The following is a 23,101-nucleotide window of genomic DNA, read 5'->3' on the forward strand; positions in this document are numbered from 1 at the left end:
CGGTGCTGTCGGTTGTTAATCGCGATAGATCTCGCGGCGGTGGCCTATCGAAAGCACCGCGATTGTGATCGTGCCCTCATCGATGAGGGCAAGGATCCGGTACGCGCCGACGCGGTATCTCCACTCGCCGGAACGATTTGCGGAGAGCCCTTTCCCAAATGCGCGCGGGTTGGTGCAGCCGTCCAAATTCTCTTTGATCCAGGTGGCGATGAGCCGCGCGTCGAAGCGGTCCATCTTCTTCAGCTGCTTCCGTGCGCGGGCCGTGAATTCGACTGTGTAGTGGCCCGATGGTGCCATCATCCGGGGTGCTACGTATCGAGGTCGGCGAGAATGTCGTCCACGCTGTACCGCTCGCCGGTGTCGTGCGCGATGGCGTCTCGAAGCTCCTGCAGATCATGCGCATCTTCAATCTTTTCCAAGATCGCATTGCGGGCGAAATCGGAAAGAGTTACGCCCTCGAAGCGAGCGTACTTGCGCACGAGTTCTGCATCGTCGTCATCCATCCGGATTGTCATCGTAGCCAAAGTTTACCCCTTTAATCAGTGTGAATACACTGTATTCGGTAGGTGCTCGATGTGCAATGGGTGGGGCGGAGCCCGTCGCAAAGCACCTGCGCCTAGCGCCGCGGCAGCACGACCTCGGGGTACTTGCGTACGTAGCCGACCGCGATGACGACGAGCGCCGTGAAGGCGCCGATGACGGTCTCCGCGGTGCGGGCGAGCAGCATCGGCCAGACGGGGGAGGCCTCGACCGTCTGCACCATCAGCAGGGCGGTCGGGGTGATGAAGCTGGTGGCGATGGTGTAGTTGCGGGCATGTTCCGGGAGCGATGGCGCCATGACCGCATCCTGCGGTGTACTGACACCTAGCGCCGCCGGTTCGAGGGCAGGTTGTCCTCGATCTCGTTTCCGTAGTAACCGCTACCGAACCCTTTGATGATCCGGACGATGAGCCACACGATAGAGATGATGATGAGCGCGATGACGGCGAAAATGAGCACTTCTTGGTACGAGATGTTCATGGTGTTCCTCCGGCGGTGTCATTCTTACGGCTGATACTCGCATGGCACCGCAAGGAGCACAATGCTTGACGACGCATCGTGGCCCAAAGTCCACCAACCCGATCCGAAAGTAACCCGCCGATGGCAAGCGCGCACGCGCCCCGTTAGGTAGCGTGGCCTGCGATGTTGGAAGTGCTCGCAATCTTCACCCGCCTTGGGTTGACGTCGTTCGGCGGACCCACGGCGCACCTCGGATATTTCCGCGACGAGTTTGTGGACAAGCGGCAGTGGATGACAGACGAGGAGTACGCGGACTTAGTTGCGCTGTGCCAGTTCATGCCGGGTCCCGCCTCCAGTCAGGTGGGCATGGCGATCGGGTACAAGCGCGCCGGGTACGCGGGCATGCTGGCCGCCTGGGTCGGCTTCACGCTGCCGTCGGTGATCCTCATGGTTGCGTTCGCACTCGGCGTCGCGCAGCTCGGCGATGTCTCTGGCGCCGGCTGGCTGGCGGGGCTGAAGGCCGCGGCGGTGGCGGTGGTCGCGCAGGCGGTGATCGGGATGAGCGGGAGCATCGTCACCGACGGCAAGCGCGCAGCCATTGCGCTGGCGGCGTTCATCGCTGTGCTTCTGGTGGTTAGCCCGTTCACCCAGGTGGCAGTTATCGCGCTCGGCATGGTCGCGGGCGCGGCCCTGTTCGGCAGTGCACGCACACCGGCACGCACACCGGCGAGCACACCAAGCGCTGTCCCCACCCGCACCCGCGCGGTTGGAGCCGCCGCGCTGGCGGCGTTCGCGGGGCTGCTGGTGGTGCTACCGGCTGCCGCGGCCGCCGCGCAGTCCACGGCCGCCGAGATGTTCAGCAGCTTCTACCGGGCCGGCGCGCTGGTGTTCGGCGGCGGCCACGTCGTGCTGCCGCTGCTTGAGCAGGCGACGGTGCCGGCTGGGCTGGTGGACCACGACACGTTTTTGGCGGGCTACGGCGCGGCGCAGGCTGTGCCGGGTCCCTTGTTTACGTTTGCGGCGTTTTTGGGGGCGTCGGCAAGCGGTGTTGCTTGGTGGTGGGGTGCGATTGTCGCGACCGTGGCGATCTTCCTGCCTGCGGCACTCCTCGTGGTCGGCGTCATGCCGTTCTGGGAGCAGCTGCGCGAGCACCCGCTTGCCGCGTCAGCCTTGAGCGGCGCGAACGCCGCAGTGGTGGGGATCCTGGCGGCCGCGCTCTACGACCCAGTGTTCACCGCGGGCATCACAGGTCCGGGCACCCTGGCGGTGGCGGCGGCAGCGTTCGTCGCGCTGCGCAAGTGGAAGACCCCGCCGTGGGCGGTGGTGGTTGCGGCAGCCGCAGCAGGGGCGGTGGCACTGTGATCCGCGTCAGGGAGGCATTGCTTGCCGACGCCCCCTTAGTCGCCACCCTCCTCACCAATTTCAATACCGAGTTCGACACACCCGTACCCGACCTTGGCGTGCTGACGAGGAGGTTCGAGGCGCTGCTGCCGCTCGAAAGCGTGCTCGTCGTCCTCGCGGAGACAGAGGAGGGGCCAGCCGGGTTCGCGTACCTCACCCTGCGGCCGACGCCGTACTGGGACGGGCCGCTTGCGCAGCTGGAGGAGCTGTACGTCGTGCCGGAGCTGCGCGGGCGCGGCATCGGCACCGCGGTGATGGAGCGCGTCCTCGCAATCTGCCGCGAAAAGGGTTGCGAGGAGATGCTGATCAACGTCGACGAGCCGGACGAGGGCGCCCGGCGGTTCTACGAGCGCCTCGGTTTTTCGAATTACGAGATCGGCGAGGACTACCGGATGTTGTGCTACATCCGGCAGCTGGGCGCGGAAGCGTAGTCGATTTACCAGCGGAGGTATTCGCCGACGACTGCGCCTCCGAGCTCGTCGAGGTCGGGTGCGACGACGTGGCCGCCGGAGCGGTTAGCCAGGGCGTCGATAAGCGCCACAAGCCCTGGATCATCACCGAGGCGGAAGAAGGTGATTTTCGCGCCGCGCTTGGTCACCGTGTCGAGCGCGTCAACGGTGCGCGCGAGCGTGATGCGGTCCGTCGGCCAGTTGAAGTAGGCCTCGCCCCACTCGGTGAGGATGGAGGTCGGCTCGCCGTCGGTGACGATGAGCAGCGTCGGGTCGTAGCCGGCGTGGCGGGTGAAAAATTCGTTGGCCAAAAGCAGCGCGTGGTGCAGGTTCGTGCCCTTTTCCTGCAACGGTGGCAGGGCGGTGAGCTCCTCGATCGTGAGTGTTTGCGCGTAGAGGCCGAAGCCGATGAGGGCGAGTTCGTCGCTGCGGAACTGCGTGGTGATGAGGTGGTTGAGCGCCAGCGCGGTCTGCTTCATCGGCGTCCAGCGGCCTTCCATCGCCATGGAAAACGAAGTGTCTACAAGCAGCGCAACCGCGTTCTTCGTGCGCGCCTCGGTCTCGACCACCTCGATGTCGTTCACGGTGATCGCGAACGGCTCGCCGCTTGCGGCTGTGCGCTGCAGCGCGTTCGTGATGGTGCGGGTGGTGTCCCACGCCTGGGTGTCGCCGAACTCCCAGGGGCGGGTGCCGCCGGTGGGCTCACCCAGCTGGCCGGCCAGGCGGGAGTCGCGCTGGCCGCGGGAGAGCTGGGAAGTTGCGCCCTTCAGCAGCTCTTTGCCCAGCATGCGTAGTGCCTTTGGAGAAAGTTGTAGCGAACCGGATTCGCCCTTGTTCAGCAACCCGGATTCGCGCAATGCTTTCTCCAGGTCGCGCAGCTGCTTCGCGCTGGTGGCGGCGTCGGCGCCGAGCAGGTCGGCGATGTCGTCCAAATCGATGTCGCCGGGGCGATCGCTGCTCAGGGTGTCTGCGAGCTGGTCGAGGCGCCCGAGGTCGCGCATCGCGCGGGTGGCTTCGCCGAGGCCCATCGAACCGTCGCCGTCGAAAGCTTCGGACCCCGTCCAATCCAAATCGGGGCGGATGCCGCGCAGGTTCGCGTCGAGTTCGCCAACCAGGTTCATCAGCTCCTCCGAGCCGAAGGCCTGGGCTGCGAGCTGCATCAGCTCCGCGCGCTGCTCATGCGTCATGGAGTTGAGCAGGCGCTGGGCCGCCGCGGAACGCTGGGCGAGGAGTTCCACGAGCTCATCGATGGTGCGCGGGTTCTCCGGGAACTGGGCGCCGTGTTTGGCCATGAACTCCTGGAAGTCCTGCTCCGTTGCCATGCCGGCGCGGTGCTTGCCTAAGAGCACGTTCAGGTCGCGCAGCATCTCGGCGACGGCTGCGCGGTCCTCGTCGGTGGCGCCTTCGAGCGCCTCCTTCATGCCGGTGAAGCGCTGGTCGAGCAGCTCGCGGCCGATGAGGTCCTTGATCTCCTGGTATTTTTCGCGGCCTTCATGAGATGCCCAGTTGTAATCGCCCAGCTCGGTCACGGCAGCCGCCGGGGATGCGGGCAGGTTGTCCAGTGTCATCTCGCGCATGGTGCGGTCGAGGTCGTCCATGTCCACATCGCGGGCGAGTTGACCACGTTCGGCGAGCACCGCCTCATCGAGAAGTTTCTTAGCTTCTTGGATCGTGCCGCCGAGGTTGGTTCTTTGCAGCAGCTCTTGACGACGCTCCGCAATCTGGCGAAGAAAATCATCGTACCCCTCGCGCCGCAGGTACTCGCGCATCGCTTGTTCGGCGGAGTAGCCGTACATGACGTCATCGGCGATGGCGCGCACCGCCTTAGCCAGGTTGGGCGGCGGGGCGAGCGGGTCCGGACCCGGGGTGTACTTGCGATACCGGCGCTGGCTAACCATAGATCGTCTCGCCTTCGCCGGAGTCCTTCGAAATCTTCTGGGTGAGGTAGAGCGCCTCCACCGCCAGCTCGATAGCGGCTGCGCGCTCGCCGTCGGACTGGGCGTTAAAAGAGGTAGCGATATCGCTGTACAGCGAGCCCTCGAGCTGTGGTAGGCCGTTCAAGAACTCGACCGCGGTGATGTTCTCGCCGGTGGTGATGAAGGTGGAGCCGTCGAGTGCCTCAATCAGCGGGGCAAAGTTGAGTCCTTTAATTCGCGGGCGCAGCGACTGCGCCACCGCGTTGCGCAGCAGGTACTCCAGAATATCCCACTCGCGTCCCTCCTCGCCGTGCTCGAACTCCACCTTGCCGCCGAGCACGTCGACGGCGGCCTCGAGGTCCACCAGGCGCGCGACCGGATCCTCACCGGTCAACGCTGCGCGCCGGGCTGCGGAGGCGGCGACCGTTTCGGCGCCAGCGATGGCGAAACGGGCCGACACGCCGGCACGCTGGTTCACAGCATCGGACTCACGAAGCGCGCGGGTAAACCGGGCAAGCGCCTCCATGATGGGTTGTGGAACGACGGCGGTGAGTTGCGACTCCTGCTCGATGACGCGGATCTCGTCGTCTAGCTCCAAAGGGTAGTGGGTGCGGATCTCGGCGCCGAAGCGGTCTTTGAGTGGGGTGATGATGCGGCCGCGGTTGGTGTAATCCTCCGGGTTCGCGCTTGCCACCACCAGCACGTCCAACGGCAAGCGCAACATGTAGCCGCGGATTTGGATGTCGGCTTCCTCCATGACGTTGAGCATGGCTACCTGGATGCGCTCGGCTAAGTCGGGCAGCTCGTTGATGGCCACGATGCCGCGGTTAGAGCGGGGGATCAGGCCGTAGTGGATGGTCTCCGGGTCGCCGAGGCGGCGGCCCTCGGCCACGCGCATGGGGTCGACGTCGCCGATGAGGTCCGCGACGGACGTGTCCGGGGTGGCCAACTTCTCGGAGTAACGGGCCTTGCGCGGGATCCACTCGATGGGCAGTGCGTCGCCCTCCTCCTCGATGCGGCGCTTGGTGGCCTCCGTCAGCGGGTTCAGGGGGTGCTCGCGCAGCTCGGAGCCCTCGACGGCGGGCACGAAAGCGTCGAGCAGCAACGGCAACGTGCGAAGCAGGCGGGTCTTGCCCTGACCGCGCTCGCCGAGGAGCACGATGTCGTGGCCGGCGATAATGGCGCGCTCGACCTGGGGCAACACGGTGTGCTCAAGGCCGTGGAGGCCCGGCCAGGGGTTCTCGCCGGCGCGCAGCTTGGCTATCAGGTTGTCGCGAAGCTCCTCGCGCACCGTCTTATAGGTGTAACCGGCGGCCTTCAGCTCGCCGAGGGTGGAGATTGCGGGCTTGGTCGGAGTCGCTTCAGTCATGCCGGCCAGGGTACGCCGGGGTTGTGCGGCGCGGTGCCCGGGAACAACGCGTAGTAGCCTGGCAGCGAAAAGGGAGGAGTGGTTGTCAGCGGAGTACGAGAAAATCACCAATCAGCAAAACAGAGGCGACGACGAAGATTTTGTGGGTCGTCTCACGATGCAAGACCCCATCGACGATTCCTTCGAGTTTGAGCCGGTTGTTATCGGACTCAAAGTGCCCGAGTTCTGACCTACCATCGGCACATGACCGCCATCTACCTCATCCGCCACGGCGAGACTCCGACCACGGGCAAGATCCTGCCCGGTCGCGCGCCGGGGTTGCACCTCTCGGAGCGGGGGCGGGGGCAGGCGGAGGCCGTCGCAAGGCAGCTTGCTCACGTGGATGCGGTGTATGCCTCGCCCCTCGAGCGCGCCCGCGAAACTGCCGCACCCACGTGCGAGCGGTTCGAAAAGGAGCTTTTGCTTGACGACGCCCTCCTCGAAGCCGATTTCGGCGAATGGACAGGAAAGTCGCTGACTAAGCTCGCGAAACTGCCAGAGTGGCAGGTCGTGCAGAAGCATCCTGAGCAGTTCCGTTTCCCGGGCGGGGAATCCTTCGTGGAGATGCAGGAGCGCGTGGTGGAGGGCGTGCGCGCGATCGCGGCGCGCCACCCGGGCGAGGTGGTGGCCTGCTTTACGCACGCCGACCCGATCAAGGCGGCGCTCGCGCACTTCACGGCCCGGGGCTGGGGCGCGTTCCAGACGATTCCTGCGGAGCCGTGCTCCATCTCGGAGCTTGAGCTGTGAACACCATTGAGCTGCTCCAACACGGCGAGGTCGGCTTTGTGGGGCAGCTCGCGGACTCGTCAAACCTGACCGTGCTGGTCGACCTCACACTCAGCGAGGACTACTGCTGGGGCATCTTCAAGCCTGAGGCGGGGGAGCGCTACCTCCACGACTTCGAGTCCGGATTGTGGCGGCGCGAGCGGGCCGCGTACCTGCTCAGCGAGTGGCTGGGCTGGAACCTGGTGCCGCCGACGGTGGTGCGCGAGATCGAGCCGCTCGGCGTGGGGTCGCTGCAGTATTACGTGGACAACGATGGTTCCCACTACTTCCCGCTCTACGAGACGCGCGCCGACCTGCACCCCCAGTTTCTGCGCATGGCCGTATTCGACCTGCTGGTGAACAACACCGACCGCAAGTCGGGCCACGTTTTGCTCGCACGCTCGCAAAACGCGAACCAAGTTGACCGCGTGTGGGGCATCGACCAAGGCTTGTGCTTCCACCAGGACCCGAAGCTGCGCACCGTGATCTGGGACTTCGCGCACGAGACGATTCCCGACGAGCTGGTCGACGCGGTCGAACCGCTGCTTGAAGAGGTGCCGGAAGAGGTGGTTGAGCTGCTTGCGCCGGAGGAGGTCGCGGCGTTGCAGTCCCGAGCGTCGCGGATTGTGCGCCTGCCGTGGCTGCCGGAGCCGCAGTCCGAGTTCCCGTACCCCTGGCCGCTGGTGTAATCCCTACTGCGCTGGGTAGCGGACGAGGAGGTCGTCGCCGATCACCGCACCGTCACTAAGCTTTGCTTTACTTATTGATGCACCGTCGGACTTCAACCCCATAATGTGATCCACGTCGTCGCCGTGGGCGAGAAGGTGGTCAGCGATAATCCGGCGGTGGCAGCGCCACCAGACTGCCTCCGAACACATGATGGCGGTTGGCGTCTGCGCGGCAATCTCGCGCAGCTCTGCCAGTGCGTCGGCGAACTCCTTACCGAGCGCGTGGTCGGCGTAGTTGTGGAAGCTGCGGTTTTGCCAGTTGGCGTTGACCTCGAAGGGGACGGTCTTGGACACGTTGCGCCGCCCCGCCAGCCCCCCGATCTTGGAGTATGCGATACCGCGATCGGGGAGGTTCTGGGTGAGGGCGTCGTCGTTGAACCACGGGTACTTCCGGGAGCCGGTCAGCTTGCGCACGTCAACGACGGCTTCGACCCCGGCCGCCTCGAGCATCTGCGCGAATTCGTTGAACTCGAGGTTGGAGTGGCCGACGGTGAAGATGCGCATGCGTGTCACCTTAACAACGCCTTGTCGGCGACGACAGCGCCCTTGATCTGCGCAAACTGGTTGAGCAGATCCGCGACCGTGAGCTCGCGTTTTGTTGCCTCGTCGGCCTCGTAGACGATCTGGCCCTCGTGCATCATGATGAGCCGGTTGCCCACCTTAAGGGCTTGCTCCATGTTGTGCGTGACCATGAGTGTGGTCAGCCCGCCTTCCTCCACGATCGAGTGAGTCAGGTCGGTTACAAGGGCTGCGCGATCTGGGTCGAGGGCTGCGGTGTGCTCGTCGAGCAGCATCACCTTCGGGTGCGTGAAGCCGGCCATGAGCAGGGATAATGCTTGGCGCTGCCCGCCGGAGAGCAGCCCCACCTTGTGGGTGAGGCGGTTTTCCAAACCGAGATCGAGCGACTTGAGCTGCTCGGTGAAGATGTCGCGGCGCTCGTTCGTCAGCGCGCGGCCGAGCCTGCGGGGTTTGCCGCGCAGGTAGGCCAGCGACAGGTTCTCCTCGATGGTGAGGTTGGGCGCGGTACCGGCCAGAGGATCCTGGAACACGCGGCCGACGAGCCGGGCGCGTTTGTGTTCTGGGGCGGTGGTGACATCGGTGCCGTCGATAAGCACCTGCCCCTTATCCGGCCGGAGGCGGCCGGAAACCGTGTTGAGCAGCGTCGATTTTCCTGCGCCGTTGGAGCCGATGACGGTGACGAAATCGCCCTTTGCAAGCGTGAGGTTGACGTTTGTCAGCGCGGCGCGCTCGTTGGCCGTGCCGGGGAAGAAGGTCTTGGATATGTTGCGGATCTCAAGCACGTGTCTTCTCCTTCACAGTGAAGCGGGGGATGAGCAGCGCGGCGATGACGAGCAGCGCGGAGACGAGCTTCATGTCGTTGGGGTTCAGGCCGAGCTGGAGCGCGGCGAAGATGATCAGGCGGTAGATCACAGCGCCCGCGACCACGGCCAGGATGGCCTGGAGCAGGCGGCGCTGGCCGAAGATCGCCTGGCCAACAATCACGCTGGCGAGGCCGACCACGATGAGCCCGATGCCCATCGAGATGTCGGCGAAGCCCTGGTACTGGGCGACCAGCGCGCCGGCAAGCCCGACAAGCCCGTTGCTTAAGGCCAGTGTGAGGATCTTCGTGGCGTCGGTGGACACGCCGAAAGACGTGATCATCGGGCCGTTGTCGCCGGTGGCGCGGATGGAAAGTCCGAGGTCGGTGGTGAGGAACCAGTGCACGATCAGCGCCAGGACCAGCACCGAGACTGCGAGGACGGCCACGCCGGCCCAGTTGCCGAGCAGCCCGCGCTCGCGCAGCGGGGTGAACACCGTGTCTTGGCGGAGCAGGGGCAGGTTGGCACCGCCCATGATGCGCAGGTTGATGGACCAGAACCCGATCTGGGTGAGGATGCCGGCGAGAAGGCTGTCGATGCCGCCTTTCGTATGCAGAAGTCCCGTGATGACGCCGGCGAGGCAGCCGATGGCGAAGCCCGCGGCGGTAGCGGTGACCGGGTTCGCGCCCGCGATAATCAGCGCCGCAGCCGTGCCGCCGCCGGCGGTGAACGACCCGTCCACCGTCAGGTCGGCGAAGTTGAGGACGCGGAACGTCAGGTAGACGCCGAGCGCCATCACCCCGTAGAGGACGCCGAGTTCAAGCGCGCCGATCATGAGACGGTTTCAGCCTGGTCCGCGATCGACTGCGGGATGGTCACGCCTTGGCGCTTGGCCGCCTCCGGGTTGATGACGTAGGAGAACTCGGTTGCGCTCTCGACCGGCAGGGCGGCGATGTCGGCGCCGTCGCGCAGCACCTTCAGCGCCATTTCGCCGGTTTGGTAGCCGAGCTTTTTGTAATCGATGCCGAGCGTTGCGACGGCGCCGCCCTCCACCGTTCCGGCCTCGGCGGCGACGACCGGAATGGACTTCTGCTCAGCCGCCTGGACCAGCGAGGAGATGCCGGACACGACCATGTTGTCGGTGGGGACGTAGAACGCGTCCACATCGCCGAGCGCGGTTACGGCCTGCGGTATCTCCGTCACGGAGGTCACGGTTTGGGTCTCGACCTGCCAGCCGCGCTTCGCCGCCTCCTCCTTGACGCCGTCGACCTGGATCTGCGAGTTGATCTCGCCGGAGGAGTAGACGACGCCGATCTTCTTTGCGTCCGGCACCAGCTCAGCCAAGAGGTCGAGCTGGTCCGGAATCGGGGTGGCATCGGAAGTACCGGAGGCGTTGCCGCCCGGCGTCTCCAGCGAATTGACCAGCTGCGCCTCCACTGGGTCGGTGACAGCGGTGAAGAAAATCGGCGTCTCGGTGACGTTCTGCACCATCGCCTGCGCGGCTGGGGTGGCCACGGCCAGAACAGCGTCCAAGTTCTGGCCCGCGAACTGCTGTGCAATGGTCAGCGCGGTGGCCTGCTCGCCGTTGGCGTTCTGCTCGCTCCACTTCACGTCCGCGCCCGCGTCGGCGAAGGCCTCCTTGAAGCCTTCCGCGGCGGCGTCGAGCGCCGGGTGCTGCACGAGCTGGCTGATGCCGATCGAGTACGACTCGCCGGACGCGTCACCGGACGCGCCGCCGGACTCCGACGAGCAGCCGGCGAGTGCGAGCGTGGCGGCGCCGAGTGCTGCGAGCGCGACCCGGGGGCGGCAGAAAGTGTGGCGTGGCATGGGTGGATCCCTCCTCAAACGTAGGTTGCGCATCCTGGGGCGGCTGCGGCAATGAGAAGAGCATAGACCAAAGGGCCCTAAAACCTATACGTTTTGTGCGCTTGTTTTCGCGAGCGCCAACAGCGCGTCCGTGAGCTGGGCAATGTCGTGCGGAGCGTACTCCTCCGGCCGGTCGGTGGCGTCTTTTTGGTACTGCTCGACCGGGTCGCGCCACCGCTGCGGGATGGCGTCCGCGCCGTGCAACGCGCCGAGGAAGGCGCCGGCGATTGCGGCGTTGGTGTCGGTGTCGCCGCCGAGGCCGACAACCGCGACGAGGTCTTCCTCGAAGGACGTGGTGTTCGCCGCGAACCAACAGGTGATGTGGAACGCGTGGCGCACCCAGCCTTGCTTGTGGACAACGTCGCCCGGAGGGGTTGAGAGGTAGGTGTCCACCTCGTCGGCGAGCTCCCCGGCGTGGGCGCGCAGCGCGTGTTGAGGGTCGGCGCCTGAGATGACGTCGGCCAGCGCGGCTGTGTACGCGGCGTTGATGCTCACCGGGTAGGGGTGGGGGTGGGTGAGCCTCGCGTCGGTGCGCGCAAGCTCCCCGGCCACCTTCGGGTTGCCTGCGTACGCCACTGCGAGCGGGCTGACGCGCATGAGCGCACCGTTGGTAGGCTTGCCCGCGTCGCGCTCGTAGGGGCGGCGAAGCGCCGCGGCGCAGGTGCCCCCGATGTCGAAGGGGTTTGACGACGCCCACCGGCGGTAGGCGCCGCGCACGTCGTCTTCGTCGAAACCGCCGCGCCGAACCAGGCTGCGAGCGAGCGCGAGCGCGAGTTCCGAGTCGTCGGTGGGTTGGCCGGGGACAACGCCGTGGGGGCCGCCGCCGGTCAGCTCGCGCACACCGTTCGGGTACGCCTCGCGGATGTCTTCCGCTGGTTCGAACTCGACCAGCGCGCCGAGGTTGTCGCCGATAATCTGGCCGAGCATCGCGCCCAAAGCGCGGGAACGGGTGGTGGGTGAGGAAGTCCGTGACGCAGTCATGTTTTCACGGTATCGGCTCGTCCCACACACGCTGCGCGATGTTCGAATCTGCGTCGAACACCCCCAGCTCACGTGGCGTAGCATCGTCTCTCATGACCGAGATCAACTCCGCAGACGTTTCGCAAACCGTCATCCTCCCGCAGTCGCGCGACGCGATGTTTTTGACCACCACCATCGTCGAGGGCGGGGAGCGCGCCGCGCTGGACGCCATCACCGGGTTGAGCGGGCTGGTCAACGGCGTCGGCTTCCGCTGGCCGGGCGCGAACTTAAGCGCCGTGGTCGGCATCGGTGCGAAGCTGTGGGACCGCCTGTTCGTTGTGGAGAAGCCTGAGCACCTGCACGACTTCGTGGAGCTTCAGGGCGCAAAGCACCACGCGCCGTCGACACCCGGCGACCTGTTCTTCCACATCCGCGCCGACAGCTTCGACGTCGCGTTCGAGCTGGCTCGGCGCATTAAAGGCATTCTTGGCGGCGCGATCGGCGACTTCGACGAAGTCCACGCCTTCCAGTTCCAAGATTTCCGCGACCCGCTCGGCTTCGTCGACGGCACGGAGAGCCCCCGCGGCGAGGAGGGCCGCGAGGTAGCACTGATCCGCGACGGCGTGTGGGCCGGCGGCAGCTACATCGTGGAGCAGAAGTACATCCACGACTTGAACGCGTGGAACGACTTGCCCGTAGAAGAGCAGGAGCAGGTCATCGGCCGCACCAAGCACTCCGATATCGAGCTGGACGACAAGCCGGTCAACAGCCACGTGGCCGTGAACTCGGTGGAGGACGAGGACGGCAACGGGCTGGAGATTGTGCGCAACAACCTGACCTTCGGCGACGCGTTGGGCAACGAGGGCACCTACTTCATGAGCTACGCGCGCGACGTGCGGGTTACCGAGGTGATGCTGCGCCGCATGTTCATCGGCGAGCCGGAGGGCAACTACGACCGCATCCTCGATTTCTCCACGGCGCTCACCGGCTGCAACTTCTTCGCGCCGCCGCGCGCGTTCATGGACCACGCCGCAGACTTCGCCCGCCCCGAAGTCGTGGGCGGGCAGGACGCGGCTAACCAGGACAACCCGGCGCAGCCCGCAATCGACTTGCCCCAGGCCAAGGCCGTGTTCGGGAGCCGGGAGAACGCGCCGGTGTCGCACAACGCCGAGCGCGCTCAGCGCGCCCACGACATTTACTCCTTGGCGGTGAAGCCGGGGGAGCAGGAAGCCGAGAACTAGAGCTGGGGCTAGAGCGAGATGACCGCCGAGATCCCGCCGCCGGGCAGCGGCTGGATTTCCAAACCGCCGCCGTGGGCGGTGGCGATCGCGGCCACCAGCGGTAGCCCTAGCCCGTGGCCGCGGCTGCTGCGCGAGCCTGCGAACGGCTCCGCCATCCGCGCGGCGTCCTCAACGCTGACAACCTCGCCGCTGCTCGCCACCTCGACCCGGGTCCTGCCCGCGGCGTGCGCAAGCGTCAGCGCGCTGGTGCCCGGTTCGCCGTGGGTGACCGCGTTGCGGGCCAGATTGTCCACGGCCGTTGCGAGGAGTTCAGCGTCTCCTTCGACGGCCACGCCGTCGGCAACATCTGCGCGCTCGATGCCGTTCGCGCGCGCCACGCGCCGGCATATCTCGCTCAGATCCACGCTCTCGCGCTGCAAGTCGTGACCCGATTGCACGCGGGCCAGGGTCAGCAGCGCCGCGACTGTGGCGGCGTTGCCTGCGTTGACCTCCCGGACTCGCTGGAGCGATTCGCGTAGCTCACCCTCGGTGGCGTCTGCGTCGGAGAGGGCAACGTCGGCTAACGCCTGAATCGTGGCAATCGGCGTTTTCAGCTCGTGCGACGCGTTTGCGGCGAAACGCTGGTGCGCGGCAAGAGAGGCCGCGAGCGAGTCCAGCATCGAGTTCAGCGCGTTCGCCAGATCGCCCACCTCGTCGGCGGGGCCCGAGTACGCCACGCGCGTTGCCGTGTCGCCTGAGGTGACGGCGCGTGCGTCGCCTGCAATCGAGCGCAGCGGCGCGAGCACCCGGCCCGCCACGAACCACCCGACCGCGCCGGCAAGGGCGGTCAGCACGGCGAGAACCGCAAGCGAGATCGTCACCACAGTTCGCAGGATCTCTTCGGTGACGGGGATCGCGGCGTCGATGACCGCGCCGTCCGCGCCACTGAACTCAGCCTGAAACGGCACCGGGGTAAGGCGCAGGTACGCGTAGACCAGACCGATCAGCAGAATGCCCACTCCCAACACCGTGAGCACGAACATCACGGTGACCCGGGCCCGCAGACTCAGTCGCATCAGTCCACCTCCGGGGCGGCGGCGAAGTAACCCGCGCCGGGCTTGGTGTGGATGATCCACGGGTCGCCGAGCTTGCGCCTCAGGTGCGAGATGGTCACGCGGGGGGAATTGGTGAACGGGTCTGCGTTTTCGTCCCACGCTTCCTCCAGAAGCTCCTCCGCGGAGAGGACGCCGCCGTCGGCGGACATGAGCAGCTTAAGAATCGCGAACTCCTTCGGCGACAGCGCAATCTCGCGCCCGCCGCGGGTGACGCGCTTTCGGAAGGTGTCCAGGCGGACGTCGGCAATCCGCAGCACTTCACCCCGCACCGGAGCCGCACGTTTGGCTAGCGCCTGCACCCGGGCAATCAGCTCCGCGACCTCGAACGGCTTCGGCAAGTAGTCGTCGGCGCCGAGGGAAAACCCCTCCAGCCGGTCGTCGAGAGTGCCGGACGCAGTCAGCATGATCACCCTGGTTGCGGGGTAATCCTCACAGATGATGCGGCACACCTCGTCCCCGTGCACCCCAGGCAAGTCGCGGTCGAGCACGACGACATCGGGCTTGTGCTTGTCGACGCCCTCCAGCGCCGCCGAGCCGTCACCCACCACAGAGACGTCCATCCCGGCGCGCGCGAGCGCCTTGCCCACGGCCTCCGCGAGGTAAACCTCGTCGTCCACAACAAACACCCTGATCGTCATGGAAGAACACGTTAACGCTCTCGCAACACGAACCTGAATAGCCTCTCACGCCATGCAGATGCGAAACCGAACCCAAGGCCGCCTCGTGGGCGTCGACGTTGCCCGCGCCGTGGCGCTGATCGGCATGATCTGCGCCCACCTGACCTACCCGGACGGCGTGCTCGCGGAGGTGCTCTACGGATTCCCGTCCGCGCTCTTCGCCTTCCTGGCCGGTGTGTCCATGTCGCTGATGGCGAGAAGCGGGGCGCGCCCGGCGCACTTCGTTGTGCGCGGGCTGTTGCTGATCGCGCTGTCTTTTCTGTTGAGCGCGATACCGACGCAGATCGTGATCGTTTTGGGCACCCTCGGCGCCTGCATGATCGCGCTCGCGTGGGCGCAGCGGCTTCCAAGCCGCTGGCTGCTCGCGCTTGCGGCGGTGATGACAGCTGGCTCCGGGGTCGTCCCCCTCTTCGTCTCCCCGCCGCTGATGTGGGCGGTGCTGATGGTCGCCGGCATGCTGTTCCACCGCCACCTCATCGACCGTCCGAATTACGTGGCGGCTGCGGCTGCGGTCGGAGGCGCTGTGATGACGCTGGACATCGTGGCGCGCTGGTATGCGGACTTGCCGTACTACTTCACTGCCCAAGGGCACACGGGCGGGTTGGTGGACGTGGTGGGGTCTGCGGGGGCGTCGATAAGCATCTGCTCTCTTAGCTGCCTTGTGGCGCGGCCGCGGCAACTCGTGCTGCCGCGCATGGGGCGCATGCCGCTGACGCTGTACTGCCTGCATATCCCCACATCCCTGGTGTGCGGCGCGGCGGTGAGCGTGATCGCAGCGGCGGTCATCGCAACTGCCTGGCTCGCCGCGTTTCCCCGCGGGCCGGTGGAAGAGGCCATGCGCCGGGCGGTCAGCGCCGGCGTGGGTCTGATCGACAACTTGGAAAGGAACTACCGTGAAAAAACTTCTCTACCCGCTGCTCGCCGCGAGCGCGACCTGCGCAACAGCAGCTCCCGCGCTGGCGATGGAGTCGACCACGTTCGCAGGCGACACCCCTGAGGCCGCGCCCGTCGTCTCCGTGCGCGTGGAAGACTCCGACCCAGACGAGGGTGTGTGCACCGGCACCGCGATCGCCGAGCACTGGGTGATCACCGCGCGCCACTGCGTCGAAGCGGCGCGTAAACCCGCAGGGTCCGTGCGCACCGGGCAGGGCGGCGACCAGAAGGTGTACGAGGTCGACCGCCACGAGGTCGCACCGGAGGGCGACATCGCTCTGCTGCACACCGCGCAGCCGATGGAACTCGACCACTTCGCCGATGTTGCCGACGCTGTGCCCAGCGGCCCGGTGAACATCTACGGCTGGTCTTCCGACGGATCTGGCGGTTCGACCCGGTTGCCGTCGGCTGAAGCCGCGGTGGAGGGGGAGTCGCCGCTGGCGCTCTTCGGTGCTTCCAGCGCGCTGCATGTCGCGCTGAAGAACGGGGCGCGCATTCAGCCGGGCGACTCCGGCGGCGCGATCTTCGCCGGCGGCAAGGTGGCCGGGATTATGTCGGCCGGGCTGTTCGAGGACCCGGACAACCCGACCGAGCAGGAGATGACCTCCAACGCCGCGGTGTCGGTGGCGCCGGTGGCGGACCAGGCGGCGTGGATTAGGGACACGGTGGCGCAGAATTCCGCCGGCGAGGGCGGGGCCGCCGCCGAGGGCAGCTCCGACGCGGGGGCCGGCGGCTGGCTGCCGTGGTTCGCGCTCGGGCTCGGCGCGCTTGCGGTCATCGGCGCCGCGCTGTGGGATGTGCAGCGAAGGAAGGCCGCCCCGCTTGCGTAGTTAGCGGGCTTAACCGTGGATCTCGACGTTGTTGTACCGGTTCACCCGCAGCGCGCCCATCGGCATCGAGGCGTCGGTTTGGAACCAGACGTCCGACGGTTCGACGGTGATCGTGACCTGCTTGCCCACGAGCGGCGCCCACTCGGTGCCGACGATGTGGTCGTAGCGGCTCCACTCCCTCCGGCCCAGGTCCACGTACTCGGCGGTTCTCGTGGACGGCTCGGGGCGGTTGTAGTCCGTGAACTCGCGTGGCGCATCGATCTCGAGCATGTAGTACTCGCTGTCCATCGCCTCGCCGTTCGGTGTGCCTTCGGGCTCCAGCTCTGCCGCGGTCTTCATCACCACCGTGCCGCTGATCACCTCGGCGGGGCCCTCGACCGGGTTCCTGCGCTCGATTTCCGGCAGCGAGACGGTGAGCTCGCCCGCGTCGAGCGGCCCGCGGTCCGCCACCGGCGTCCAGTCGACGACGAGGTGCAGCGCAGGCGGCGACATCGCGTTTATCTTGTTGGCCTCGCCTTCGGGCACCAAAGTATTGCCCTCAAGCTGGCACCACACGCTCTCGCCGTCGCCCGTGCCGCTGGTCCACTGGGACTGGTACAGGCCGAGCCCGAGCTGCGAGGCGTCCACGCCTGCGCGGTACCCGCCGGCGCCGGCCGCGCCGTACGTCAGGCCGTTCGAGGCCTGCGTCAGCGACCCGCTGTCGACGGAGAACACCAGCACGCGGGCGAACCGGTTCGAGTGCTCGTCGGCGCTCCACTGGCTCAAGAGCAGCTCGGGCGCGCCGCCGCCTGTCGCCTCCACCAGCGCGTAGTTGTAGTCGCCGTTGGGCAAGTACTCCATCTCGATGCCGGCAGGGTTGGCAACGTCGAAATTGTATGTCTCGGCCGTGTCCAGCACCGCCGCGTACTCGCTTTGCCAATCCACGGCGCTTGGCGCCACGGGCTTGTCCATCACCGTCGTTACCACCTCGCCCGAGTCTGGATCAACGATCGCCGTTGCGGTGACAAACACCGTCTCAGGGGAAGCGGAACACGCGCTCAGCAAAAGCGGGAGGGCGGCAATTGCCCGGAAGCGTTTCATAAATGACAACATAGAGCAGATGATCTTCTCCGGCATTGACCTCGCCGCGGATCCCGCAAAGACGGGCGCGGCGACGCTCAAGACCTCGCGCAAGGGGCCGGTGCTTGTCGACGTCCACCTCAACACCTCCGACTTCCACATCTTCAACCACGTTCTCGATTCCGACCTCACCGGCATCGACGCCCCGCTCGGCTGGCCCCGGTTGTTCCGGAGGTTCATCAACGACCACGCCGCCGGCGATTTAGTCAGCCGGGACGTGGGGACGGAGGAGCGGCGCGAGCTGGCCAACCGGTTCACCGACCTCGAGGTGCGCCGCGTTGCTGGCGTGGTCCCGTTGCCGGTCGCGGCCGAGCGCATCGCCTTTCCCGTCATGCGCTGGGCGGGTGTGGAGGCGCAGTTGCGCGACGAGCTTGGGAGCGAAGGCGTCCGCCGCGACGGGTTCGGACGCGTCGCCGAGGTCTACCCGGCCGCTGCGCTGAAGATGTGGGGGTTGCGCCACCGCGGTTACAAGGGTGGCAGCCCGGCCGCGCAGGAGGCGAGAGTGGAAATCGTCGCGTCGCTCGCCCGCGAGCGCCGCTTGGATTGGGCGGGGTTTGAAGACGCGGCCGTCTACAGCGCAGACTGCCTCGACGCTGTCATCGTCGCTCTCGTCGCCTCTGAGATCAGCGCAGGGGCCTGCGTTCCGCCCCCGAAAGAGCACGAGAGCCTGATTTTGGAGGAAGGTTGGATCTGGATCCCGCGGCCAGATTAATCCAGCACCTCCACGTGCTCGGTGTCGATCCAGAGCTGGCTCCCGAACGGCAAACTCAAATCTGAGGAGTAGCCGTAGCGGTTCAGCGGCGACCACACTTCCACCCGTTCGCCCACGTATTCTTCCCACCCCTTCGACTGGTCCAGGACGCCGGAGGAGGAGTGGTGGACAAATCCCAGCCTGGCAAACGGGCTTTCCTGCGTTACCGTGCTGCCCGCCTTGTTCGCGGCGACGCTGACCGGGGAGTCGAAAACCAGCACGTAGTAGATGTTTCGCGGGTCTTCGCCGGCTGGGGTTTCGCGTCCCTGCGCCGCTTTTTCGGTCGGCCACGCTTCCACGATGCCGGTGAACCTGGCGTTGCCTTGCTCATCTAACGTCACGGGTTCGTACCCGCTGTCCGCTCGGCTCGAAGGCGCGAGTGCTTCCGCGTCTTCCGCCACCTCGGGTTCAGCCTGCTCGCCCTGCTCGCCCTGCTCGGCCTGCTCAGTCTCAGCAGCCACCCACTGCGTCGAGGTGACGAACACCGTCGCTGGTTCGCCGCCGCCGGCGCAGGCGCTGATCGGCAACACAAACCCTGCGGTAAAAAGCACAACCGCGCGACGTAAACGCATGATCTAGAATTTAGTCGAGGTACACAAATCCATCAGTCGGGGGGACGATCGCCGTCGCGTACGGAGCCGACGGGTCGTTAGCGAACCTTGTGACGTCTGGGTCGAGACTAAGCTCGATCCGGCGGCCTGCGAGCTTGAAGTTTGCGCCCTGCGTCTTGGTTCCGAGCAGGATCGTCTGCGTTGTGACCGTCGACGGTGAGCTCTCCGCCCCTCTGATGCCAGAGATGGCGGCTACCTCATCGAGGTGGAGGACCAAGTACCGCTCCTCTGGGCCGTACTGGAAGTCCCCGGCGAGGGCGGCCAGTTCCTCGCCCGACATGTCGCGCACGGTGCCCACCGCTGAGCTTGCAGGTTTTGCTGGGGCGACCTTGTCCGGTGCAACTTTCTCCGGTGCGGCATCGGGGAACGGTGTGTATTCGGTAATAGAGGTCGCACCCGCGTAGGTGGGTTTGCCGGCGTGCAGCGCGGAGCGGTCAGTTGATTTCGTCCACGCGATGAAACGGTGGTCGGGTAGTAAGTCGGCGTTTTCGAACTCGACGCTGTCCGAAGCAGCAGTAAGGGAGCGGCCGCTGAGCTTGTACAGCTTGGAGTAGGCGTCGGGCTGCACCGAATGGGAATCGACCTGGTAGAGGCCATTGCCGCTTTCAGACGCCTCCACACGCGCCCGCGAACCTCCTGCACCTGAAGCGCCCGCAATCAACACGTCGGTGGAGCCGGCTGCTTTACCGTCCGCGCCAACCGTGAACACGATGATCGGACTGTATTCCTTGCTGTCCACCATCAGCAGCATCTCGGGGGTATCGTCGCCGGTCATCTCCACAAGCGCGTAGTGATAGGTACCGACCGGATCGTAGCGCGCAGCCGAGTTCACCGGATAGTCTCCCGGGTGGTCGAGCACCCAGGCGTACTCGTTCTTCCACGCGCCGGCAGCCGGGGTTGTCGCCGACTCAGCCGCCTCGGACGCGGCGGCGCTGCTGGCGGTGGGCGTGCCGGCAGCTTCACCGGGCACCCATTGGGTCGAGGTGAACAGAATAGTTTCCTGTGTGCCGCCCCCGGCACAACCGGAGACCACCGCGGCAGATCCAACCGCGCCCAACACAGCAAACCGACGCAAACGCATGCTCTCAACCTACCCGGATGTACCCCACCTGCGACTGGTGGGGCGAAATCCGCGCCGCCCGTGCCCTCGCGCTAGAAGTGCATACCTACTGTTGTAGTTCCCCAAATTCTCATGAGCTTTTCGGCCGGTATACACAACTAGACCTACAACTCCGGCTTCGCCAGAAAATGCACAGACCTCAGGCACACGTGTTCGGGTAGCATGGCGTCACCTCGAAGAGGAAAACGCACGGATCAAAGGAGTGCCACATGACGAACCCGCAGAACTTCAACCAGCAGGAACCCCCGTTCGACCCGGATTACGACCAAGTTGCCCCCGCCGAGCAGCCGGCCGAGCAGCCTGCTGCGGACGGCCAGCAGGCAGCAGCCGGCCAGCCGGAGCCCCAGAGCCCTGCCCAGCAGAACCCGGCGCAGCCTCAGCAGCTTGGCCAGCAGGGCCAGAATGTCCAGGCCGGTAACGGCCAGACCGGCTACGAGCAGGAGATGCTCGGCGCCACCGGCGACGCGCAGGACGGCAACTTGGAGAAGGACCCTTCCGAGTGGGTCTCCGGTGACCAGCCAGCGACGGAGGCGCAGAAGTCCTACATCGACACCCTGGCCAAGCAGGCAGGGGAGCAGATCCCGGCGAACCTGACCAAGGCGGAGGCGTCGCAGCACATCGACCGGCTGAAGAAGATCACCGGTCAGTAATACTAGGGGCCGAAGCTAGGCCCCTTTCTTTTTGGGTTTCTTGTCCCCGCTGCGGCTGTCCAGCGAGGCCTTCAGCGCCGCCATTAAGTCGACAACGTTGTCGTCCTCGTCTGCATCCTCCGGTTTCTCGCCGAAGGTGGCTTCGGTGTCAAGCGTATCGCCCTGCTCGAACTTTGCGTCGATGAGTTTTCGCAGCTCGACCTGGTAGTCGTCCTCGAACTCCTCGGGCGTGAAGTCCGAGGCGTAGGAATCGACCAGCTGGGCGGAGAGCTTCATCTCCTTGTCCGAGATCTTCGCGCGCGATTTTACTCCCTTGAACTGGCCGTCGAAGTCGAGTTCGCGGACCTCGTCGGCCCACATCAAGCCCTGCAGCACGATCACTTTGCCCACCACGCGAAGCACGCCCAGCCGCGTCTTTTGGCGCAATGCGAAACGCACCACCGCGGTCAGATCCGACTCCTTGAGCGTCTGGCGCAACAGCAGGTACGACTTCGGCGTCTTGCCTTCGGGCGCGAGGTAGTAGCTCTTCTCCAGCATGATCGGGTCGATCTGGTCGGCGGGGACGAACTGGACTACCTCGATCTCGTCGTTCTCGGACTCCGGCAGCGCCGCGAAATCTTCGTCCGTGAGCACGACGGTGTCGCCGTCTTCCTCGAACGCCTTGTCAATGTGTTTGTAGTCGACCTTCTCGCCGCAGACTTCGCACCGCCTCTCGTAGCGGATGCGGCCCCCGTCTTCGTCGTGCACTTGGTGAAATGACAAGTCGTGGTCCTCCGTCGCGCCGAACGCTTTAACGGGCACGTTGACAAGGCCGAAGGTGATGGAACCGGTCCAGATTGCGCGCATGGTTGGAAAGTCTACGGATCTTTAGGATGGGTGCATGGCTGCGCAGGCGAAGCAGGGTTCGAAATTCCAGGTGGGCGACCGCCAACTTAAGGTGACCAGCCTGGATAAGGTGCTCTACCTTGAAACCGGCACCACCAAGGCCGACGTGATGCGCTACTACCTCGAGGTCGCCGACGTCATGATCCCGCAGATCACCCGGCGACCCGTGACCCGCAAACGCTGGCCGGACGGCGTGGGCGGGCAGAGCTTCTTCCGCAAGGATTTGGAGGACTCCGCGCCGGAGTGGATCGAAACCGGTGTAATCGAGCACAAAACCTCAACCAACGACTACCCGTTGATCGACGAGCCGGCCGCGCTCGCATGGCTGGCGCAAGTCGCGGCGCTTGAGCTGCACACGCCGCAGTGGCGCTTTTCCGCCTCCGGCAAACAGGAAAACCCAGACCGGATGGTGCTGGATCTGGACCCGGGCCCCGGAGTCACGCTGGAGGAGACCGCCGAAATCGCGCTGTCGTGCAAGGACGTCCTCGACGGGATGGGGCTTGTAAGCGTCCCCGTCACCAGCGGCTCCAAAGGCATCCACATCTACGCAGGGCTCGACGGCACCACGGAGGCCGAGCAGGTGAGCAAGGTTGCTAAGGCGCTTGCCGACGCTCTCCAGAACGAACTCCCCGACCGCGTCACCTCCGTCATGCGCAAAACGGAGCGCGCCGGGAAAGTCTTTTTGGACTGGAGCCAAAACAATGGGTCGAAAACTACTGTCAGCCGGTACTCCTTGCGCGGTCGCGAACGGCCCACGGTGGCGGCCCCGCGCACCTGGGACGAGATCGCGGAGCGGGGCCTTGCCCATCTCACGTTCGATGAGGTGATCGAGCGCGTCCAGGGCGGCCTCGACCCGATCGCGGAGCTCGCCGCGCCGCGCGAGGACAAGCTGGCTACGTACCGCTCGATGCGCGACGCGACGAAAACCGCCGAGCCTGTGCCCGAGGGCACGCCGCAGCCGCGCGGCGGCACGCCGATCTTCGTCATCGGCGAGCACCACGCCAGGCGCCTGCACTGGGATTTCCGCCTCGAGCACGACGGCGTACTCGTCAGCTGGGCGGTACCGAAGGGTCCGCCGCTCGACCCGGAGGAGAACCGCCTCGCAGTGCAGACCGAGGACCACCCAATCGAGTATGCGACGTTCGAAGGGACCATCCCGAAGGGGGAGTACGGCGCGGGCGAGGTCGCGATCTGGGACACCGGCACCTGCGAGATCGAAAAGTGGCAAGACGACGAGGTCATCGCTGTGCTCACCGGCCGACCCGGCGGCGGCCTCGGGGGCGTGCCGCGGCGCTACGCGTTGATTAGGACTGAGGGCGACAACTGGCTGCTGAAGTTTATGAAGCGCCAGCCCACCGCCGAACCCGCCCACACCGCCG

Annotated in this window: 27 protein-coding genes; 10 read left to right on the forward strand and 17 right to left on the reverse strand. The window is 65.9% G+C overall.

Annotation, left to right across the window (positions count from 1 at the left end; all coding sequences use genetic code 11):
* Positions 1 to 15: 15 nt before the first annotated feature.
* The 4 genes from V6D40_RS05075 to V6D40_RS05090 all read right to left on the reverse strand — a co-directional run bounded on the left by V6D40_RS05075 (position 16) and on the right by V6D40_RS05090 (position 1,020).
* Entirely contained in the window at positions 16 to 297 is a 282-nt protein-coding gene (locus V6D40_RS05075; protein WP_334289273.1) for a type II toxin-antitoxin system RelE family toxin, read from the reverse strand.
* A gap of 11 nt (positions 298 to 308) precedes the next feature.
* Positions 309 to 515, reverse strand: coding sequence for a type II toxin-antitoxin system RelB family antitoxin (gene relB, locus V6D40_RS05080; protein WP_284871372.1), 207 nt, complete (start codon positions 513 to 515; stop codon positions 309 to 311).
* Between the two features lie 101 nt (positions 516 to 616).
* Positions 617 to 838 carry an FUSC family protein gene (locus V6D40_RS05085; RefSeq protein ID WP_334289274.1) on the reverse strand — a complete coding sequence of 74 codons (222 nt, stop codon included), beginning with the start codon at positions 836 to 838 and terminating at the stop codon, positions 617 to 619.
* Positions 839 to 864: 26 nt separating this feature from the next.
* Entirely contained in the window at positions 865 to 1,020 is a 156-nt protein-coding gene (locus V6D40_RS05090; protein WP_334289275.1) for a hypothetical protein, read from the reverse strand.
* 162 nt (positions 1,021 to 1,182) lie between these two features.
* Here V6D40_RS05090 and chrA point away from each other — a divergent pair, with 162 nt between their 5' ends.
* Both chrA and V6D40_RS05100 read left to right on the forward strand, forming a co-directional pair.
* The gene (chrA, locus tag V6D40_RS05095) at positions 1,183 to 2,361 is read left to right on the forward strand and encodes a chromate efflux transporter (RefSeq protein ID WP_334289276.1); all 1,179 of its coding nucleotides are present in this window, start codon (positions 1,183 to 1,185) and stop codon (positions 2,359 to 2,361) included.
* Positions 2,313 to 2,831, forward strand: a complete 519-nt coding sequence (locus V6D40_RS05100; protein ID WP_442891891.1) for a GNAT family N-acetyltransferase — start codon at positions 2,313 to 2,315, stop codon at positions 2,829 to 2,831. The genes chrA and V6D40_RS05100 overlap by 49 nt, the downstream gene beginning before the upstream one ends.
* Positions 2,832 to 2,836: 5 nt before the next feature.
* Here V6D40_RS05100 and V6D40_RS05105 read toward each other — a convergent pair whose 3' ends face one another.
* Together V6D40_RS05105 and V6D40_RS05110 are read right to left on the reverse strand one after the other, a co-directional pair.
* A complete protein-coding gene (locus V6D40_RS05105; RefSeq protein WP_334289278.1) occupies positions 2,837 to 4,747 on the reverse strand; it encodes a vWA domain-containing protein in 1,911 nt (636 codons plus the stop codon).
* A complete protein-coding gene (locus tag V6D40_RS05110) occupies positions 4,740 to 6,134 on the reverse strand; it encodes a magnesium chelatase (RefSeq protein WP_334289279.1) in 1,395 nt (464 codons plus the stop codon). The genes V6D40_RS05105 and V6D40_RS05110 overlap by 8 nt, the downstream gene beginning before the upstream one ends.
* Positions 6,135 to 6,377: 243 nt before the next feature.
* Between V6D40_RS05110 and V6D40_RS05115 the strand changes: the two genes are divergently transcribed.
* Both V6D40_RS05115 and V6D40_RS05120 read left to right on the forward strand, forming a co-directional pair.
* Positions 6,378 to 6,920 (forward strand): histidine phosphatase family protein, encoded by a 543-nt coding sequence (locus V6D40_RS05115; protein ID WP_334289280.1) that lies wholly within the window; start codon positions 6,378 to 6,380, stop codon positions 6,918 to 6,920.
* Positions 6,917 to 7,627, forward strand: a complete 711-nt coding sequence (locus tag V6D40_RS05120; RefSeq protein WP_334289281.1) for an SCO1664 family protein — start codon at positions 6,917 to 6,919, stop codon at positions 7,625 to 7,627. The genes V6D40_RS05115 and V6D40_RS05120 overlap by 4 nt, the downstream gene beginning before the upstream one ends.
* A 3-nt stretch (positions 7,628 to 7,630) precedes the next feature.
* Here the strand turns inward: V6D40_RS05120 and V6D40_RS05125 are convergent, their stop codons facing one another.
* The 5 genes from V6D40_RS05125 to V6D40_RS05145 form a co-directional block, all read right to left on the reverse strand.
* The gene (locus V6D40_RS05125) at positions 7,631 to 8,170 is read right to left on the reverse strand and encodes a DUF488 domain-containing protein (protein ID WP_334289282.1); all 540 of its coding nucleotides are present in this window, start codon (positions 8,168 to 8,170) and stop codon (positions 7,631 to 7,633) included.
* Positions 8,171 to 8,175: 5 nt separating this feature from the next.
* Positions 8,176 to 8,967, reverse strand: a complete 792-nt coding sequence (locus tag V6D40_RS05130; protein WP_334289283.1) for an ABC transporter ATP-binding protein — start codon at positions 8,965 to 8,967, stop codon at positions 8,176 to 8,178.
* Entirely contained in the window at positions 8,960 to 9,820 is an 861-nt protein-coding gene (locus V6D40_RS05135) for an ABC transporter permease (RefSeq protein WP_334289284.1), read from the reverse strand. The genes V6D40_RS05130 and V6D40_RS05135 overlap by 8 nt, the downstream gene beginning before the upstream one ends.
* The gene (locus tag V6D40_RS05140) at positions 9,817 to 10,812 is read right to left on the reverse strand and encodes an ABC transporter substrate-binding protein (RefSeq protein ID WP_334289285.1); all 996 of its coding nucleotides are present in this window, start codon (positions 10,810 to 10,812) and stop codon (positions 9,817 to 9,819) included. The genes V6D40_RS05135 and V6D40_RS05140 overlap by 4 nt, the downstream gene beginning before the upstream one ends.
* An 84-nt stretch (positions 10,813 to 10,896) precedes the next feature.
* Complete coding sequence (locus tag V6D40_RS05145; RefSeq protein ID WP_334289286.1) at positions 10,897 to 11,832, reverse strand: ADP-ribosylglycohydrolase family protein; 936 nt, start codon at positions 11,830 to 11,832, stop codon at positions 10,897 to 10,899.
* A 92-nt stretch (positions 11,833 to 11,924) separates the two neighbouring features.
* Here V6D40_RS05145 and V6D40_RS05150 point away from each other — a divergent pair, with 92 nt between their 5' ends.
* Positions 11,925 to 13,052: a Dyp-type peroxidase gene (locus V6D40_RS05150; RefSeq protein ID WP_334289287.1), complete on the forward strand. Its 1,128-nt coding sequence runs from the start codon at positions 11,925 to 11,927 to the stop codon at positions 13,050 to 13,052.
* Between the two features lie 8 nt (positions 13,053 to 13,060).
* Here V6D40_RS05150 and V6D40_RS05155 read toward each other — a convergent pair whose 3' ends face one another.
* Both V6D40_RS05155 and V6D40_RS05160 read right to left on the reverse strand, forming a co-directional pair.
* On the reverse strand, positions 13,061 to 14,107 hold the full coding sequence (locus tag V6D40_RS05155) for a sensor histidine kinase (protein ID WP_334289288.1): 1,047 nt from the start codon (positions 14,105 to 14,107) through the stop codon (positions 13,061 to 13,063).
* Positions 14,107 to 14,778: a response regulator transcription factor gene (locus V6D40_RS05160; protein ID WP_334289304.1), complete on the reverse strand. Its 672-nt coding sequence runs from the start codon at positions 14,776 to 14,778 to the stop codon at positions 14,107 to 14,109. Before V6D40_RS05160 ends, V6D40_RS05155 begins: the two co-directional genes overlap by 1 nt.
* Positions 14,779 to 14,836: 58 nt before the next feature.
* On the opposite strand from V6D40_RS05160, the gene V6D40_RS05165 reads away from it, so the two are divergent.
* Complete coding sequence (locus tag V6D40_RS05165; protein WP_334289289.1) at positions 14,837 to 15,820, forward strand: heparan-alpha-glucosaminide N-acetyltransferase domain-containing protein; 984 nt, start codon at positions 14,837 to 14,839, stop codon at positions 15,818 to 15,820.
* A complete protein-coding gene (locus V6D40_RS05170) occupies positions 15,717 to 16,586 on the forward strand; it encodes a trypsin-like serine protease (RefSeq protein ID WP_334289290.1) in 870 nt (289 codons plus the stop codon). The genes V6D40_RS05165 and V6D40_RS05170 overlap by 104 nt, the downstream gene beginning before the upstream one ends.
* Before the next feature lie 9 nt (positions 16,587 to 16,595).
* On the opposite strand, the gene V6D40_RS05175 is transcribed toward V6D40_RS05170, so the two are convergent.
* Positions 16,596 to 17,666 (reverse strand): hypothetical protein, encoded by a 1,071-nt coding sequence (locus V6D40_RS05175; RefSeq protein ID WP_334289291.1) that lies wholly within the window; start codon positions 17,664 to 17,666, stop codon positions 16,596 to 16,598.
* A 19-nt stretch (positions 17,667 to 17,685) separates the two neighbouring features.
* On the opposite strand from V6D40_RS05175, the gene V6D40_RS05180 reads away from it, so the two are divergent.
* A complete protein-coding gene (locus V6D40_RS05180; RefSeq protein WP_334289292.1) occupies positions 17,686 to 18,417 on the forward strand; it encodes a DUF429 domain-containing protein in 732 nt (243 codons plus the stop codon).
* Here the strand turns inward: V6D40_RS05180 and V6D40_RS05185 are convergent.
* Positions 18,414 to 19,028, reverse strand: coding sequence for a hypothetical protein (locus V6D40_RS05185; RefSeq protein ID WP_334289293.1), 615 nt, complete (start codon positions 19,026 to 19,028; stop codon positions 18,414 to 18,416). The genes V6D40_RS05180 and V6D40_RS05185 overlap by 4 nt on opposite strands.
* 10 nt (positions 19,029 to 19,038) lie before the next feature.
* Complete coding sequence (locus V6D40_RS05190) at positions 19,039 to 20,148, reverse strand: hypothetical protein (protein ID WP_334289294.1); 1,110 nt, start codon at positions 20,146 to 20,148, stop codon at positions 19,039 to 19,041.
* Positions 20,149 to 20,630: 482 nt separating this feature from the next.
* Between V6D40_RS05190 and V6D40_RS10875 the strand changes: the two genes are divergently transcribed.
* On the forward strand, positions 20,631 to 20,837 hold the full coding sequence (locus V6D40_RS10875) for a DUF3072 domain-containing protein (protein WP_442891893.1): 207 nt from the start codon (positions 20,631 to 20,633) through the stop codon (positions 20,835 to 20,837).
* 15 nt (positions 20,838 to 20,852) lie between these two features.
* Here the strand turns inward: V6D40_RS10875 and ku are convergent, their stop codons facing one another.
* A complete protein-coding gene (gene ku / locus V6D40_RS05200) occupies positions 20,853 to 21,683 on the reverse strand; it encodes a non-homologous end joining protein Ku (RefSeq protein WP_334289296.1) in 831 nt (276 codons plus the stop codon).
* A gap of 34 nt (positions 21,684 to 21,717) precedes the next feature.
* Between ku and ligD the strand changes: the two genes are divergently transcribed.
* The coding region (ligD, locus tag V6D40_RS05205; protein ID WP_334289297.1) for a non-homologous end-joining DNA ligase at positions 21,718 to 23,101 on the forward strand (1,384 nt) is incomplete at its 3' end.

This window comes from Corynebacterium sp. Marseille-Q4381 (genome assembly GCF_036881695.1).
In the GTDB taxonomy this organism is placed as follows: domain Bacteria; phylum Actinomycetota; class Actinomycetes; order Mycobacteriales; family Mycobacteriaceae; genus Corynebacterium.

What these genes read in the sequence shown, in the direction of transcription:
- V6D40_RS05075 (WP_334289273.1), bottom strand. Translation starts at nt 297, where the DNA reads ATGGCACCATCGGGCCACTACACAGTCGAATTCACGGCCCGCGCACGG.
- relB (WP_284871372.1), bottom strand. Translation starts at nt 515, where the DNA reads ATGACAATCCGGATGGATGACGACGATGCAGAACTCGTGCGCAAGTAC.
- V6D40_RS05085 (WP_334289274.1), bottom strand. Translation starts at nt 838, where the DNA reads ATGGCGCCATCGCTCCCGGAACATGCCCGCAACTACACCATCGCCACC.
- V6D40_RS05090 (WP_334289275.1), bottom strand. Translation starts at nt 1,020, where the DNA reads ATGAACATCTCGTACCAAGAAGTGCTCATTTTCGCCGTCATCGCGCTC.
- chrA (WP_334289276.1), top strand. Translation starts at nt 1,183, where the DNA reads ATGTTGGAAGTGCTCGCAATCTTCACCCGCCTTGGGTTGACGTCGTTC.
- V6D40_RS05105 (WP_334289278.1), bottom strand. Translation starts at nt 4,747, where the DNA reads ATGGTTAGCCAGCGCCGGTATCGCAAGTACACCCCGGGTCCGGACCCG.
- V6D40_RS05110 (WP_334289279.1), bottom strand. Translation starts at nt 6,134, where the DNA reads ATGACTGAAGCGACTCCGACCAAGCCCGCAATCTCCACCCTCGGCGAG.
- V6D40_RS05115 (WP_334289280.1), top strand. Translation starts at nt 6,378, where the DNA reads ATGACCGCCATCTACCTCATCCGCCACGGCGAGACTCCGACCACGGGC.
- V6D40_RS05125 (WP_334289282.1), bottom strand. Translation starts at nt 8,170, where the DNA reads ATGCGCATCTTCACCGTCGGCCACTCCAACCTCGAGTTCAACGAATTC.
- V6D40_RS05135 (WP_334289284.1), bottom strand. Translation starts at nt 9,820, where the DNA reads ATGATCGGCGCGCTTGAACTCGGCGTCCTCTACGGGGTGATGGCGCTC.
- V6D40_RS05140 (WP_334289285.1), bottom strand. Translation starts at nt 10,812, where the DNA reads ATGCCACGCCACACTTTCTGCCGCCCCCGGGTCGCGCTCGCAGCACTC.
- V6D40_RS05145 (WP_334289286.1), bottom strand. Translation starts at nt 11,832, where the DNA reads ATGACTGCGTCACGGACTTCCTCACCCACCACCCGTTCCCGCGCTTTG.
- V6D40_RS05150 (WP_334289287.1), top strand. Translation starts at nt 11,925, where the DNA reads ATGACCGAGATCAACTCCGCAGACGTTTCGCAAACCGTCATCCTCCCG.
- V6D40_RS05155 (WP_334289288.1), bottom strand. Translation starts at nt 14,107, where the DNA reads ATGCGACTGAGTCTGCGGGCCCGGGTCACCGTGATGTTCGTGCTCACG.
- V6D40_RS05165 (WP_334289289.1), top strand. Translation starts at nt 14,837, where the DNA reads ATGCAGATGCGAAACCGAACCCAAGGCCGCCTCGTGGGCGTCGACGTT.
- V6D40_RS05175 (WP_334289291.1), bottom strand. Translation starts at nt 17,666, where the DNA reads ATGAAACGCTTCCGGGCAATTGCCGCCCTCCCGCTTTTGCTGAGCGCG.
- V6D40_RS05180 (WP_334289292.1), top strand. Translation starts at nt 17,686, where the DNA reads ATGATCTTCTCCGGCATTGACCTCGCCGCGGATCCCGCAAAGACGGGC.
- V6D40_RS05185 (WP_334289293.1), bottom strand. Translation starts at nt 19,028, where the DNA reads ATGCGTTTACGTCGCGCGGTTGTGCTTTTTACCGCAGGGTTTGTGTTG.
- V6D40_RS05190 (WP_334289294.1), bottom strand. Translation starts at nt 20,148, where the DNA reads ATGCGTTTGCGTCGGTTTGCTGTGTTGGGCGCGGTTGGATCTGCCGCG.
- V6D40_RS10875 (WP_442891893.1), top strand. Translation starts at nt 20,631, where the DNA reads ATGCTCGGCGCCACCGGCGACGCGCAGGACGGCAACTTGGAGAAGGAC.
- ku (WP_334289296.1), bottom strand. Translation starts at nt 21,683, where the DNA reads ATGCGCGCAATCTGGACCGGTTCCATCACCTTCGGCCTTGTCAACGTG.